Below are 15,047 nucleotides of genomic sequence, written 5' to 3' on the forward strand. Positions count from 1 at the left end.
ATTAGTTCAAAAGATACTCTTTTTCGATATAATAAATATCACACTTCACCCAAAACAAGCGACTTTTCCCGAAAACCCTGATTCTTTGTAAATCCTCTAGCTCATCACCCATTCATCTTCACGCAGCCGGATCTTCTCCAGTCGTGTCGCCTTACCCGTAGCTTCATCAAGTTCTGCAAATAAACCGTGCAGCTGCCATTTGCCTTCGTCGACTACAAACCGGGAGGGAAGCTGAGTTGTAAATTTATAGATGATCGCATCCTTTTCCATACCCAGAATTCCTTCTCTTGAACCAACCATGCCCGCATCTGTCAAATAAGCCGTGCCTCCAGGCAGGATCACATCGTCATTGCTCTGTACATGAGTGTGCGTGCCTACAACGATCGAGGCGAGGCCATCCATGAAATAGCCCATTGCTATTTTTTCGGAGGTGGCTTCAGCATGGAAATCAACCAGAATACATTTATGCTCTCTGCGCAGCTCTTCCACAATCTCCTCGCCAATGCGGAAAGGATCATCAATCGCCGGAAGGAAGGTGCGGCCCTGCAGGTTCACAATTGCCAGCTGTTTGCCGTTGCCTTTAACCACAGTGTACCCTCTGCCCGGAGTCCCCGGAGGAAAATTAGCCGGACGGATGATCCGCGGCTCGTCATCAATGAACTCAAAGATATCCTTGTTGTCCCAGGTGTGATTGCCCATCGTAATCCCGTGCACACCCCAGTTGAAAAATTCATTGGCTATAGCCGCTGTGATCCCTCTTCCGGCTGCTGCATTCTCACCATTGGCAATAATAATATGCGGCTGATATTTACTTTTCAGAGATGGCAGCATTTCACGCAGTGCCTTTCTGCCCGTATTGCCAACGATGTCACCGATAAATAAAACTTTAATGATTTTCTCCTCCTAAAAGTTTTGTAAGCATCAGCTTCTTGGAATTTTACTTCGTACAAAACTCGCATCGAAAGCATACTCTTAAGTTTTGTAAGCATCAGCTTTTGAGAATACTCTTCGTACAAAACTTATTTATAAGTTTAATTTCACCGATTCTGCATGGTTCCAAACTCAGGGCTTACCCGTCTGACTATGATTCAGCTCATGCGGCCGCTAGCGGTATGCAAGAAAAAAGGCCCCGCAGGGGGGCCGATTTCCTTGCTTATTTAGCGTATTCTACAGCACGTGTCTCACGAATAACGGTAACCTTGATATGACCCGGATAATCCAGCTCACTCTCAATCATCTTCGTAATGTCACGGGCCAGACGGAAAGCTTCCGCATCATCAATCTTCTCAGGCTGTACCATTACGCGGACCTCGCGGCCTGCTTGTATAGCATAGGATTTCTCAACGCCTTCGAAGGACTCGGAGATCTCCTCCAGCTTCTCCAGACGTTTGATGTACGTTTCCAGGGTTTCGCGGCGTGCGCCGGGACGTGCAGCTGACAATGCATCAGCAGCTCCGACCAGCATAGCAATCACCGAGGTAGCTTCGACATCTCCATGATGGGATGCGATACTGTTGATAACCACCGGATGTTCTTTGTACTTCTTCGCCAATTCGACGCCGATTTCAACATGCGAGCCTTCTACTTCATGATCAAGCGCTTTGCCGATATCATGCAGCAGTCCGGCACGTTTTGCAAGCACGATGTCTTCCCCAAGCTCACCGGCCATAAGTCCAGTCAAATAAGCAACCTCCATGGAGTGCTTAAGTACGTTTTGACCGTAGCTCGTACGGAATTTCAGACGGCCCAGAATTTTGATCAGATCCGGATGCAGACCATGAACGCCAACCTCGAAGGTAGCTTGTTCACCGTATTCACGAATCCGCTCATCCACTTCTTTACGGGATTTCTCCACCATTTCTTCAATCCGTGCCGGATGGATACGTCCATCAGCCACCAGTTTCTCAAGTGCTGTACGGGCCACCTCACGGCGGATCGGATCAAATCCTGACAGTATAACCGCTTCCGGCGTATCATCAATAATAAGATCAATCCCCGTAAGAGTTTCCAGGGCGCGGATGTTACGGCCTTCGCGGCCAATAATCCGGCCTTTCATCTCTTCATTCGGCAATGTAACAACAGAAACCGTGGTTTCTGCCACATGATCAGCTGCACAGCGTTGAATAGCCAGTGTAATAATCTCGCGGGCTTTCTTGTCCGCTTCTTCCTTGGCCTGCTGTTCTATTTCCTTAATCATCTGAGCAGTTTCATGGCGAACTTCCTGTTCAACATTGCTGAGAATGATACTTCTGGCATCATCGATGCTCAGATTGGAGATACGTTCCAGCTCAGTAACCTGATTCTTGTAAATAACATCAATCTGCTGTTGGGTTTCATCAATTCGTTTCTCTTTGTTAGCTACTTGTTCTTCTTTTCGTTCAAGCGATTCCATTTTTTTATCCAGCGATTCTTCCTTTTGCAGCAAACGTCTCTCTTGCCGTTGGATTTCATTCCGACGTTCACGAGTTTCTTTCTCAGCTTCGGTACGGATTCTATGAACTTCGTCCTTAGCCTCGAGTACCGTTTCCTTCTTCAGCGCCTCCGCCTCTTTCTTCGCGTTCTCCACGATGACTACGGCTTCTTTCTCTGCGCTTGAAATCTTAGCTTCTGCAAGGGATTTACGAATAAAATAACCGAATCCAAAGAATGCTGCAGCTACAACGAGAACGATAATGACCCAGATCACTGTTTCCATCTGTTCACCTCCTCGTTGATATCCTCCAAGGCTTACCCTTGGGTATTTGTGCAGTTGTTAAACTATCCGTTCATCACCATACAAAAAACCGGTAATACACCGATTGCCATACTGCACATGCTGCACATGCACACTGCCCGCCTTATCCGGCGATTACATTTCATATGAGTTGTACGCGAACCGGATCATAAGAGTCTGCTTTTTGGGAAGGAAAAAGGATTCTTAGTTTATGCCGATTCATGTTATATTTTATTATTTATAAAAAGACATTGTCAAGAGAGTCGATAAACGCATTAAAGTCAAGAGAATCAATCCAGATCGAAAATCTCCTCTTCTTCCCCCGCAGAATCCTCTTCCGCACGTAGAATCTGGATCACCTGGCGTACCATTTCACCGGAGAATCCTCTGCGCATCAGAAAGGCTCCCGTCTTGCGCCGCTTCTCATTTATATCTCCCCGGAGCAAATTCCATTTCTTCCGCCCGGTCTGCAGTGCGCTCTCCATTTCCTGCTCAGGGGTGATCTGATCCAGTGCTTCAGAGATCAGCGATTTATCAATCCCCTTCTCGCGAAGCTCCTGGCGGATCCACATTTTGCCCTTACGCTGGTTCGTTATGCGCTGTTCCGCCCACTGCTTGGCATACAGGGGGTCATCCAGAAGCCGCTCCTCCTGCAGCCGCAGCAGAACTTCGGCAATAACAGTCTCCCCTATTTCCTTCTCCCGTAAACGGCGGGCCATTTCCTGTGCCGTTCTGGGCTTGCGTTCCAGGTATTTCAGACCTTCTACATAGGCCCGCTGGCGTTCATCGGCAGCAACAATTTCCTCCAGATCCGCCTTCACAAACGAGCTTCCGGAAATCATCCGGTATTTAATCATGACATCTTCATGAACAGTCACGTTATAGGCACCGAAATGAATCAAATAACGGTAGTTCGACTTCTTCAGACGCTCTACACGCGTAATTACCAGTTCCTCATCTTCGGGAAAATCGGCCAGAATCTGTACATCCTGTTCATCCGGCTCAGAATCCAATTGTATCACCATACTGTCACTCACCTCGTTAACATAGACATAATGCCTGTTTAATTTACGAAAAAGCGCCCTGCTCATTCATCACAGGGCGCCTTATATCTTATCTTCATTATTAAAATTAAATTGCTAAGGACCTGGAGCTTACATTATTCAATCTCAAGCAGCAATTTCTCTTCTTCCTCTTGCTCTGCAACCACATCAGCTTCTGTTGGTGCAGCTACCAGAGTAGATAAGTTACTTGCTTCGCGGATCTTATTCTCAATCAACAGAGCAATATCCTGATGTTCTTTCAGGAACTGCTTAGAGTTCTCACGGCCTTGGCCAAGACGCTCGCCCTCATAAGAATACCAGGCGCCGCTCTTGTTGACGATATCCATCTCAGTACCGATATCCACAAGGCTTCCCTCTCTGGAAATCCCTTCGCCGTACATGATATCCACATCCGCTTGCTTAAACGGAGGCGCTACCTTGTTCTTCACAACTTTGATCTTGGTGCGGTTACCCACAACATCGTTCCCCATCTTAATGCTCTCTACCCGGCGTACATCGAGACGAACGGAGGAGTAGAATTTCAGAGCGCGTCCACCCGGAGTGGTCTCAGGGTTACCGAACATAACTCCGATCTTCTCACGAAGCTGGTTAATGAAGATGGCAATCGTGTTGGATTTGTTAATGGCACCCGAAAGCTTACGCAATGCCTGGGACATCAGACGGGCCTGCAAACCTACGTGGGAATCTCCCATGTCGCCTTCAATTTCGGCCTTCGGTACCAATGCTGCAACGGAGTCCACAACGATGATGTCTACAGCTCCACTGCGAACGAGAGCTTCAGCAATTTCCAGTGCCTGTTCGCCCGTATCCGGCTGGGATAGCAGCAATTCATCAATGTTAACGCCAAGCGCATTCGCATACTTAGGGTCAAGAGCATGCTCCGCATCGATGAAAGCAGCTTGTCCGCCAAGCTTCTGTACTTCTGCGATAGCATGAAGTGCAACGGTCGTCTTACCGGATGATTCCGGTCCGTATACTTCAATAATGCGTCCTTTGGGAAGTCCGCCAATACCTAGTGCAATATCAAGTGCCAAAGATCCGCTAGGTACAACTTCCACTTTCATGTGAGTGGATTCTCCCAGTTTCATGATCGAACCTTTACCGAATTGTTTTTCTATTTGACGAAGCGCCATATCAAGCGCTGCACGACGATCTGACAATCAGACCACTTCCTTCACTGTTTATAGTATTATAATAACGTGTTTTGGAGGTCTTGCCAAGCTTTTTTTCGAACATACATTCGTTTTTTTTGTCTCCCGGGTTAATACTCCCTTTTATTGTAAGCCTCCTTCCGGATGATAGACACACAGGGCTTAATCCTCAAAAGGTCTCACGCGGTGGATCATAGAGGTCACGCCAGCGGGGAATATAAACAAAGAACCGCAGCAGAGAATTTCTATGCCACGGTTCTTCCGTATGAACAAATTATATACCGGCCCGGTTGATTATTGCAAGGCCGATCCTTCAAGCGGGGTAGCCACTTTGCGTTCCTCCAGCCGGCGCCAGAGGCGGTACAGCAAAGCCTTGACTGTACGCAGGCGGATATTCTCGCGGGTTCCCTTGAGATTCAGCTCGTATACCTCCGTCTTCCGGCCGCGTTCGGCCAGTCCGACGAATACCAGCCCCACAGGCTTCCGTTCAGAATATCCCGGCCCGGCTACACCCGTAACAGACAAGCCAAAGTCACTATCCCCGATCATCCGCACCTGCTCTGCCAGCACTTCGGCTACCTCACGGCTGACCGCACCGGGTGCGTCAGGCCCCTCCAGCATAGCTGCAGGCACATTCAGCAGCTTCTTCTTCAAATCGTTCGAATAACAGACGATTCCACCGGCGAACATGGATGCACTGCCCGGGATGTTCGTAATGCTCTCCATCAGCAGTCCGCCCGTGCAGCTCTCAGCAGCACTAAGCGTCAGGCCTGCATCCGCCATCCAGTCGACAATCAGCTGTTCAAGCGGCACATCAATATTGGCATACAGATTCTCCGGCAGAATATCGGCAATCTTCTTCTCCAGCACATCAAGCTTAACCATAGCCTCACGCTCAGACGGAGCTTTGGTGGAAATACGCACTGTCACTTCGCCTTCCTTGGCGTAAGGAGCAATCGTAGGATCGCTCTGGCCGCGGATCAGGTCAATCAGCTTGTCCTCCAGCAGTGATTCGCCAATGCCTGCAAACTTAAGCATCTTGGAGTAAATCGGCATTTCGCTGGTAAGTGCATGCTGCTGCAGCCAAGGCTTGGCTTTATCTGTGAACATCGGCTTCATCTCCCGGGGAGGACCCGGCAGTACGATGTAATACTTGTTATCTTCTGCAAAAGCAATACCTACCGCAAGTCCGATTTCATTAGACAACGGTGTCGTTCCTTCAATCACCAGCGCCTGCTTGCGGTTATTCTCGGTCATGACAATCTTGCGGTCATCGAAGAAGCGCTGCACATGATCCATAGCAAGCTGGTCGATATGAAGGGTACGGCCAAGCGCCGCAGCAAGTGCATCTTTGGTCAGATCATCCTCCGTCGGTCCGATTCCGCCGGTGAACAATATAATATCCGCACGGTTCCGTGCAATCTCAATTGCTTCCAGAAGACGGTTCTTGTTGTCCCCGACTACGGTCTGAAAATATACATCAATCCCTAACGCAGCCAGCTCTATTGAAAGAAACTGGGCATTGCTGTTTACTATCTGTCCAAGCAAAAGTTCTGTTCCAACGGCAATAATTTCCGCTTTCATAGCTGGCGTTCTCCTCCTGATTGTAGAAATGATGCAAAACAAAAATCAAGCAGCTTAGCAAACTTCAGGCATTATGAAGCTGCAGCAAGTCCTTGTTCTTCACGAAATAATCAATACCCGAATAGATGGTGATAATCGCTGCAGCCCAAATCGCAATATCATCCACCGGGATGCTGACGAACTGGAACGGGAAATTGTTAAGCAGAAGCAGCGAAATCGCGACAATCTGAGTGACTGTCTTTATCTTGCCCCATTTGCTCGCGGCCACTACTTTACCTTCAAGCAATGCCACCTGGCGCAGGCCGGTCACGGCAAATTCACGGCTGATGATGACAATGGCAATCCAGGAATCACATCTTCCCAGCTCAACCAGCGAGATCAATACTGCAGAGACCAGCAGCTTGTCTGCAAGCGGGTCCAGCAGTTTGCCGAGATTGGTGACCATGTTATACTTTCTGGCTATGTACCCGTCTATTCCATCTGTACTGGCGGCAAGCAGGAAAATAACAGCTGCAATCAAATGATTAATTGAAAGCTGAAATGAGCCCCAATGTATCGGTTCCGGATAGAAGCTGAAATCCACCAGCAGAAAAAACATCATAATCGGGATAAGACAAATACGTGCTAGCGTGATGCGGTTGGGCAAATTCACTGAAGTTCCTCCCCTGATCCATACGAATCCGATATTCCACAATTTTCTTCAAAACTGCTTTAGCTAGTATATTATAGCCATAAATAAGTGTCAAAAAAACATAAAATACCCCGCAAAGTAAGGTGCGTATACACTGCGGGGTACGTAAGCTTACTTTAAATTGTTAAACTGCAGATCGAGCGGCAAATCAGCTTTGCGCAGGAGCTGGATAATTTGCTGGAGGTCATCGCGGCTTTTACCGGTAACACGGATCTGATCCCCTTGAATGGTGCTCTTCACCTTTAGTTTGGAGTCACGGATCAAGATATTAATCTTCTTCGCGTTCTCCTGATCAATTCCCTGCTTCAGGCCCAGACGCTGGCGTACAGTGCCCAGTGAGGCGGGTTCTACTTTGCCAAAATCCATATTTTTCAGTGTAATTCCTCGCTTAACCATTTTCGACTGCAGGATATCAATAACCGCATTTAGCTTGTATTCATCCTCTGAAGCGATGATCAGCGCATCTTTTTCCAGCTTTAGACTGCTTTTGCTGTTCTTGAAATCGAAGCGGTTATCAATTTCCTTCTCCGTCTGATGGACCGCATTGGTCAATTCCTGCATATCCATTTTGGATACAATGTCGAATGAACTTTCCGAACTCATGATTCCACGTCCTTTGCTTACATTTAGTCTGTTCCTATTATATGAGAAAGGGACTCCTAAGTCTAATACTGGAAAGAAAAGCACCACAGGCATTACAAAACAACCCCACAAAGTGGGGCCCTGGCTTCCAGAGATAGAACGTAAAAGAGATAGAGCGTATAACTATGTATTAAGGATTACATTATAAAAAACACGTCTCCCGAAGCAAACTCCGGGAGACGCTCACATCCAGGTATTATCTGCTGCGTGCAGGAGCCCGGAACATATCCAGAATCCCGAGCACAATATGTGCCAGTCCGAAGCCCAGAATACCATAGCCCCAGGCACTCGGTGTCAGATAATAACCGAGGAGACTGACAATAATGCCAAGTCCTGTTACGATCCAGCTGACGGTCATGAGAGAATACACCTCACTTTGGAGTAAGAACTGTAAATCATTCCTAGGTTCTCCAATCCGCCGAAACCTATACATTGGATTTGCTATTCGGTTGTGGCACTCTCACCGTCAGAAGCAGCATTAGCTGCATCATCAGTGCCGGAGGCAGAAGTTCCGTCATCCAGCTCCAGGAGCAGCCGGGACGATGTTTTGCCATCGGTGATAACTTGTCCGTTTACTGAAATTGTGGTAGCCGGGGAATATCCGGATTTGATGTACATTCCTGCACTTCCGAGCGTAAAGCTCATATTATCGCCAGCCTTAGTGTTCCCGAAGCTTAGCTTCTCCCCCTTGGAGTTCTCACCCTGGTAGACTTCAAGCCAGCTGACTCCCGTCGCGGCAATCTCTACCTGAACCGAGCTTCCCGCAGGTGCCGTAACCTTATAGATTGTCGTTTTGCCCGACTTGCGGTCCTCTGTAACCGTTATGGACTGCGTGGACGGAGTCGGGGAAGGCACCGGAGTAGCAGTTGGTGCAACAGTCGCAGTTGCTCCAGTATCCGTAGTAGCTGTAGCTGCTGCACCGCCGCCGGCCGCTGTGGCTGAAGGCTGAACCTTCGCCGGATCTTGCGTAGCGGCAGTCAAACTCCCCGAATCCGTTTTGTCCGCCTCTTCTTTATTCATCGTTGAAGATGCATACAGATAGATGACCACAAGGATTAAGACAGGAAAGGTCCACATCAGCAAGGTAGGCAGCCACTTGGCATTCCGTTCCGTTTCAGGCTTGCGGCTCCGCTTCTGGATCACTGTCTCCATGGTGGTATCGACCGGAGCCGCAGGCACATTGCCGTGCTCCTCCATCAGTTCATCCGGGTTTACCCCGACCGCTTCAGCATAGGTTTTGATAAAGGCCCGGACATAGAAACTTCCCGGAAGCACTTTATAATCACCTGCTTCGATGGCTTCCAAATATTTTTTGCGGATCTTTGTTACTTCCTGGACATCATCAAGACTCATCCCTTTTTGCAGACGCGCCTCCTTCAAATGCCGGCCCAGTTCCGACATACCATCACCCCCTAAAAATATAATATATATTAAAGATCATCACTGTAGCTTGTCGTAAACGACTCGTACAATATCTCTTCGTTCGGCGTATTGCGCAGCTCGATAATGATATCGAAATCATCAAAGGTGTATTCGGATTCCCGCACAAAAATATCCGGGTGCTCAATCACCTTGGTGCTCGGCATACTCATAACGTTCTGCAGCAGGTTGTAATGCTTCTCATTCGAACGTATAGTGCTGACAATTCCGTCAATGATGAATACATTATTCGGGTTCAGCTCATCATCCGCCAGTTGGCTCCGTACCGTCTGCCGCAGCAGCGTCGATGAGACAAAGGTCCAGCGCTTCATGGCACATACACTGCCGGCAATAATAGATTCCGTCTTCCCTACACGCGGCATGCCTCGTAGACCTATAACCTGATTCCCTTCCCGCTTAAACAATTCACCGAGGAAATCCACCAGCAGTCCGAGCTCATCGCGGGTGAAGCGGAAGGTCTTGCGGTCATCCGAATCGCGGTCAATATATCGTCCATGACGGACGGCAAGCTTATCCACAAGGCGCGGAGAACGCAGTGCCGTAACCGTTATATTATCAACTTTTTTGAGCATCTCGCCCATCAGCATGATCTTCTCATCGTCACTGGTTTCCAGCAGCATCCCGCGGGTTTTGCCTTCAACACCGTTAATCGTCAGGATATTGACTTCCAGCATTCCCAGCATTGAAGCGATATCTCCAAGGAGACCGGGTCTGTTCTTATGTATCTTGTACTCCATATACCACTGTTTATATTCCACTTTAGCGCACCTCATAGATTCCTTTTCCCTGCATGTCACTTTCGCTACACGGGTCATGTTAATGATATATAAAAAAATTTTGAAAGGCAAGGACACTGTTGTAATAATTGCAGAAAAGCTCCCGCAAGGGGAGCTTCTTCCGCATGCTTATGCGTTTTTCTTTGCCAGTTTGACCATGAGTCCAGCAATGGTATGCTTCTCATCATCCGTTCCGACATCCCAGAGCTCTTTGATGGCCCGGTTGGAATAGTTGCCCGGATCGACCTTCTTATCGAGGAATTCCCCGATTTCAAAAGCCAGCTTGGTGATGGTCTCGTCGCTCATCCCCATTTTTTCGGCCTGAATGACCCGGTCTCCCAGAAAGCTTTTCCAGGTATCAAAGTTCTTCACTACGGAATCTGTTGACATCTTAAATCCTCCTCAAGTTGTAATGATATTGAGATTTAAAAGCAACAGTTATAATATGTCTCAAGCCGGAAGTTCTTATGCTGGAGCATTTCTCCAGAACTCATGCTGCCTGGCCTTAAGTAATCCAGCCGCCGTTCGGACTGATGATCTGGCCGGTAATATAGCCCGATTCAGGCAGCGCCAGAAAATAAACCAGCGATGAGATATCTTCAGGAGAAGCAAGCCTCCCCGCAGGGATCTCATCCTCCAGCATCTTCACCTCATCCGCCTGCAGATTGGCCAGCATGGCTGTTTGGACCGCTCCCGGCGCAACGGCATTGACCGTAACCTTGGAAGGTGCCAGCTCCTTCGCCAGCGCCTTGGTGAAAGCATTCACTCCGCCCTTGCTGGCCGAATACGCCACTTCACAGGAAGCGCCCGAAATCCCCCATACGGAAGAAACATTAATAATCCGCCCGTAACGCTGGGAGACCATATAAGGCATAAAAATCTGGCTGCACATAAAGGTGCCCTTCAGATTCACCGCCATAATATCGTCCCACTCTTCCTCCGTTACATCGGCCAGCATGCCATAATGCGCCTTCCCGGCATTGTTGACCAGGATATCCGGCATCATGCCGCTGGCCTCAAGCCGTTCGGCCATACGCACAAGCTGGCTGCGGTCCTTCATATCCGCAGCCACAGTCATCACCTTTGCCCCCAGCGCCATGCACCGCCGGGCAACATCATTCGCCGCTTCATGCGAATTCATATAATGAATCACAATGTTCATGCCTACCGAAGCAAATCGCTCGGCGATGGCTCCGCCGATTCCCCCGCTGCCTCCGGTAATGAGCACTGTCATTTCGCCTATCGCTTTGCTGCCCTCTCCCGGTAATGCCATTAAGGACTCACCACAAGCGACACAGCCAGCTGCTCCCAGTCCACATGATTACGCAGCCGGTCATTCACTTCCTCCAGCGTGATCGATTCATAGAGGGGAAGCACTTCGAACAGATCTCCGCCGCGGAACTGGTAACGGGTGAACTCATGGGCAATGCTCTCCGGCGAATTTAGCATACGCAGATAGCCACCGATTTTCTTTTTGCGGGCACGCTCGAAATCCTTCTCTGCGAAGCCCGTCTCCTGGATATGACCAACCTCTTCTTTGATCCGGTCAAGCAGAAGGCCCGGATCTTTGGTATCACCGCCGATTGCCGAGAACGCATATTGCGGGGAGCTGTTAAATTCATGGCCGAAGCTGTCCGAGATCAGTTCCTCATCATAGAGCTTCTGATACAGCGCCGTACTGCTGCCGAGCAGCAGATCCAGCATCAGTCTGGTGGTCAGATCACGGCGAACTGCAGCCTCACCCGTGAGGCCATCCACCTTTTCCTTGAACCCGAACATCATTTTGGGAATGGAGACCGCGAGCCGGCTCTCCACATGCTTCGATGCCACCTCATGCGGCTCGTGCTCGAAGATACGGGTGATTTCACCCTGCTTCTCATAATTTTTACCCTTTTGATTGTTGCGGATCAGTTCAAATACCTTCTCAGGATCGACACCGCCGACAATGAACAGCAGCATATTGCTGGGATGGTAGAAGGAGTTGTAACAGGTATACAGCGTTTCTTTGGTGATGGTTGCGATTGACTCGATGGTTCCGGCAATGTCAATATGAACCGGATGTTTGGCATACATCGCTTCGATCAGCCCGAAATACACACGCCAGTCCGGGTTATCCGCATACATGTTAATCTCCTGGCCGATGATCCCTTTTTCCTTCTCCACATTCTCATCCGTGAAATAAGGACGCTGCACAAAATCAACGAGCGTACTGAGATTCTGCTCAATGTTCTCCGTCGCCGAGAAAAGGTATACCGTCTGGTCAAAGCTGGTGAATGCATTCGCAGATGCGCCGTTGGAAGCAAAGGTGGCAAAGATATCGCCTTCGGGCTCTTCGAACATTTTGTGCTCCAGGAAGTGGGCGATACCGTCAGGCACGGTGGTTTCTTCCCCGCCCGCTACCTTAAAGTGATTGTCTACAGAACCGTATTTGGTCGCAAAGGTAGCGTAGGTTTTGAGAAAAGACGGCTTCGGCAGCACATACACCTGCAGACCGTTATCCATAACCTCATGATAGAGTGTTTCTTGAAGTCTTTCGTAATGGAGCTTTTCCACCGCTATTCCTCCTTCCCTGTCAGGAAATAAATCGTATCAAGCTGGAAGGTGTCAGCCGCAGCCTTCACTTCTTCCGCCCCGATGTGGTCAACCTGGTCCATCAGTTCCTGTGCAGAACGGTCTTTGCCGGATATCTGGCGGTTGAAATCAAACGAGATCATCTCAAATGCGGAATCCTGAATTTCGGACAAAAGGTTGCGGATCATCGCTTTGGTCTGGCTCAGCTCCAGATCACTGATATTGCCGGCCTTCAGCTCATCAAGCTGCTTGCGGATGATATCAACGGCCTTGCCGTAATTCTGGGTCTCAATTCCCGATTGAATCGTCCCGATGCCCTTATGCCCGTCGTAGCGGGAGGAAGCATAATAGGCCAGGCTCTCTTTCTCGCGCACGTTGACGAACAGCTTTGAATGCGGATATCCGCCGAGGATGCCGTTGTACATGAGCGCAGAAGCGTATCTGTCATCCTTGTACGTGATTGAGGTACGCAGACCCATATTCAGCTTGCCTTGATTGACATCCAGCTTCTCCTCCACCGTCCGCACTTCCGTAACCGTTACCGGGGTGAAGTCTGAGGTGTACGGCGCAGATTCGGAATGATGCGCGCGGCTGAAATTGGCAATGACCAGCTTCTCCACTTCTTCCGGTGTAGTATCACCTACCACGTACAGATCAAGGGTCGCTCCATTCAGCCAGGAATTATAGGACTGGTACAGCGATTCAGGGGTAATGGCATCCAGATCGGCTCTTTGTCCGAGCGGATGCAGACGGTAGGGTTCAAGGCGGCACATTTCCTCAATGCAGCGTTCTGCCGCGTAACGGATTTTATCGTTCACAATCGCTTCCAGCTTCTTGCGGACGGTCTCGCGTTCAGTCGCCACATAGGACGCGCGGAAGCTTCCGTCCTCCAGCAAAGGCCGGGTCAATACTTCTCCCAGAAAAGCAAAAGATTCTCCAAGCAGGCTCTCCTTGCTCTGTACGAAGGAGTCATTGATCGTGTCCATCCGGAACTGCACGATCTGATAATCGCCGCGTTTGTAGATGTCGAAGCCGAAACCTGCACCATAAAGCTCCTCCAGACGTTCGCGGAACTGGGTGGTTTCAGGGTAGGAGGCTGTGCCCCGGCGGAGCACAAAAGGAACCAGAGCTGTAGGGGTGACGGTACTTTCGTCAAGCGGAACGCCGGCATAAAGTGAGATGGCGAACGTCTTGAACGCCTTGGTCGGCAGAACGTGTATGCGCATGCCTGCGGCGCTGCCATGTTGAAATCCATTATTTGTCAAGTCCAAAACTCCTTTGCGGCGTGGGTAGATGCTATACAACAAGTTTATGAAGTATTATCCATTCTAAACCATTCCAAAGTAAGGAAGCAACCGGAAGACAGCGTACCGGTTGCTCTCAGAAAGGATTTATACGGACGCTGTCATGCTGCCATTAATGCCTTGCTGTGCAAAAACATTCCTTCAGCTACATACAGAAAATATGCTCACCGATCGTCTTCACCTGCGGTCGGCTCCAGATCCATTTGGAAGTAGCTGTCTTGGGATTGAAATAATAGAGGCAGCCGCCGGAAGGGTCCCAGCCGTTAAGCGCCTGCTGCACTGCCTTGCGTGCCTGTTCATTAGGCTCCAGATAAATTTGTCCGTCAGCTACAGCCGTAAAGGCTCCGGGTTGAAAAATCACCCCCGAAGGCGTGTTGGGAAAGCTCGGCGATTTAACCCGGTTTAGAATAACCGCCGCCACCGCTACCTGTCCTTCAAACGGCTCCCCGCGTGATTCACCGTAAACGGCATTAGCCATGATTTTCAGGTCATTTTCGGACAGCCCCATCGTATTGCCGGAAGACAGCTCAGCTGTATTCGTTTTGGCTGTATCATTCTTTTTTGCCGCCGTTCCGGATGATGTATCCTTATTGGCGGTCGATGTCTTGGGGGCTGTAGGTTTCCAGGCTGTTGTTGCATTGTACAGTTTGAGCTTTGTTTTGGCACCAACAACTCCGTCGGATTTCAAGCCGAATTTCCACTGGAACCAGGTGACGGCATTTTTGGTTTTGGCTCCGAACTGGCTGTCAATGGGACCGGCATAATAGCCAAGATGCTTAAGTCTCCCCTGCAGCTCATACACATCCTGTCCGGAAGATCCAAGCTTCAGCGGCGTTGTGCCAAAAGCGGGTAATGCTTCTTCCCCTTCGTCAGGAATTTCAGTTATAACCGGCTCTGCTGCATACGATTGGGCGTACGTCACGCCGCGTTCTTCAAAGAATACGCCGGCAAATGGTGCGGCGGCCAAGGCAAGGGTTAGTGCGGCAAAGATCCACTGCTTATGTTTTGTCATGGGGGTTCGCTCTACCTTTCTCTTGTAAGTTCTGCATGAATGGCTAAAGTTATTATGACGACTCACAAGACATCCTATGCATTACCGTAAGACTGGCAA

Annotated in this window: 15 protein-coding genes; all 15 read right to left on the reverse strand. The window is 49.4% G+C overall.

The annotated features are described in order from the left end of the window. Positions 1-96 precede the first annotated feature (96 nt). The 15 genes from NSU01_RS20500 to sleB all read right to left on the reverse strand — a co-directional run bounded on the left by NSU01_RS20500 (position 97) and on the right by sleB (position 14,948). Positions 97-891: a TIGR00282 family metallophosphoesterase gene (locus NSU01_RS20500; protein ID WP_039294761.1), complete on the reverse strand. Its 795-nt coding sequence runs from the start codon at positions 889-891 to the stop codon at positions 97-99. Positions 892-1,153: 262 nt separating this feature from the next. Next, entirely contained in the window at positions 1,154-2,695 is a 1,542-nt protein-coding gene (rny, locus tag NSU01_RS20505) for a ribonuclease Y (protein ID WP_039294762.1), read from the reverse strand. Between the two features lie 308 nt (positions 2,696-3,003). Then, positions 3,004-3,738: a RecX family transcriptional regulator gene (locus tag NSU01_RS20510; RefSeq protein ID WP_076246899.1), complete on the reverse strand. Its 735-nt coding sequence runs from the start codon at positions 3,736-3,738 to the stop codon at positions 3,004-3,006. A 134-nt stretch (positions 3,739-3,872) separates the two neighbouring features. Beyond that, entirely contained in the window at positions 3,873-4,937 is a 1,065-nt protein-coding gene (recA, locus tag NSU01_RS20515; RefSeq protein ID WP_042138075.1) for a recombinase RecA, read from the reverse strand. Between the two features lie 285 nt (positions 4,938-5,222). Continuing rightward, positions 5,223-6,512, reverse strand: a complete 1,290-nt coding sequence (locus NSU01_RS20520) for a competence/damage-inducible protein A (protein ID WP_042138077.1) — start codon at positions 6,510-6,512, stop codon at positions 5,223-5,225. Positions 6,513-6,576: 64 nt separating this feature from the next. Continuing rightward, a complete protein-coding gene (gene pgsA, locus NSU01_RS20525; RefSeq protein ID WP_039294770.1) occupies positions 6,577-7,164 on the reverse strand; it encodes a CDP-diacylglycerol--glycerol-3-phosphate 3-phosphatidyltransferase in 588 nt (195 codons plus the stop codon). Positions 7,165-7,314: 150 nt separating this feature from the next. Further along, positions 7,315-7,806, reverse strand: a complete 492-nt coding sequence (locus NSU01_RS20530) for a YajQ family cyclic di-GMP-binding protein (protein WP_042138080.1) — start codon at positions 7,804-7,806, stop codon at positions 7,315-7,317. Positions 7,807-8,041: 235 nt separating this feature from the next. Further along, positions 8,042-8,203, reverse strand: a complete 162-nt coding sequence (locus NSU01_RS20535) for a hypothetical protein (protein WP_167347618.1) — start codon at positions 8,201-8,203, stop codon at positions 8,042-8,044. A gap of 83 nt (positions 8,204-8,286) precedes the next feature. Then, on the reverse strand, positions 8,287-9,246 hold the full coding sequence (locus tag NSU01_RS20540; protein WP_042138082.1) for a RodZ domain-containing protein: 960 nt from the start codon (positions 9,244-9,246) through the stop codon (positions 8,287-8,289). Between the two features lie 29 nt (positions 9,247-9,275). Continuing rightward, positions 9,276-10,043: a DUF3388 domain-containing protein gene (locus tag NSU01_RS20545; RefSeq protein WP_042138084.1), complete on the reverse strand. Its 768-nt coding sequence runs from the start codon at positions 10,041-10,043 to the stop codon at positions 9,276-9,278. Between the two features lie 147 nt (positions 10,044-10,190). Continuing rightward, positions 10,191-10,451 carry a DUF3243 domain-containing protein gene (locus tag NSU01_RS20550; RefSeq protein WP_036692667.1) on the reverse strand — a complete coding sequence of 87 codons (261 nt, stop codon included), beginning with the start codon at positions 10,449-10,451 and terminating at the stop codon, positions 10,191-10,193. A gap of 115 nt (positions 10,452-10,566) precedes the next feature. Beyond that, positions 10,567-11,334 (reverse strand): 3-oxoacyl-ACP reductase FabG, encoded by a 768-nt coding sequence (gene fabG, locus NSU01_RS20555; RefSeq protein WP_042138087.1) that lies wholly within the window; start codon positions 11,332-11,334, stop codon positions 10,567-10,569. Then, positions 11,334-12,614: a pitrilysin family protein gene (locus tag NSU01_RS20560; RefSeq protein WP_042138089.1), complete on the reverse strand. Its 1,281-nt coding sequence runs from the start codon at positions 12,612-12,614 to the stop codon at positions 11,334-11,336. The genes fabG and NSU01_RS20560 overlap by 1 nt, the downstream gene beginning before the upstream one ends. Before the next feature lie 2 nt (positions 12,615-12,616). Further along, a complete protein-coding gene (locus tag NSU01_RS20565; RefSeq protein ID WP_076246901.1) occupies positions 12,617-13,897 on the reverse strand; it encodes a pitrilysin family protein in 1,281 nt (426 codons plus the stop codon). Between the two features lie 184 nt (positions 13,898-14,081). After that, complete coding sequence (gene sleB, locus NSU01_RS20570; protein WP_042138092.1) at positions 14,082-14,948, reverse strand: spore cortex-lytic enzyme; 867 nt, start codon at positions 14,946-14,948, stop codon at positions 14,082-14,084. Between the last annotated feature and the right edge of the window lie 99 nt (positions 14,949-15,047).

Origin of the sequence: Paenibacillus sp. FSL H8-0259, assembly GCF_037963255.1 — a bacterium.
GTDB classification, from domain to species: domain Bacteria; phylum Bacillota; class Bacilli; order Paenibacillales; family Paenibacillaceae; genus Paenibacillus_AQ; species Paenibacillus_AQ phytohabitans.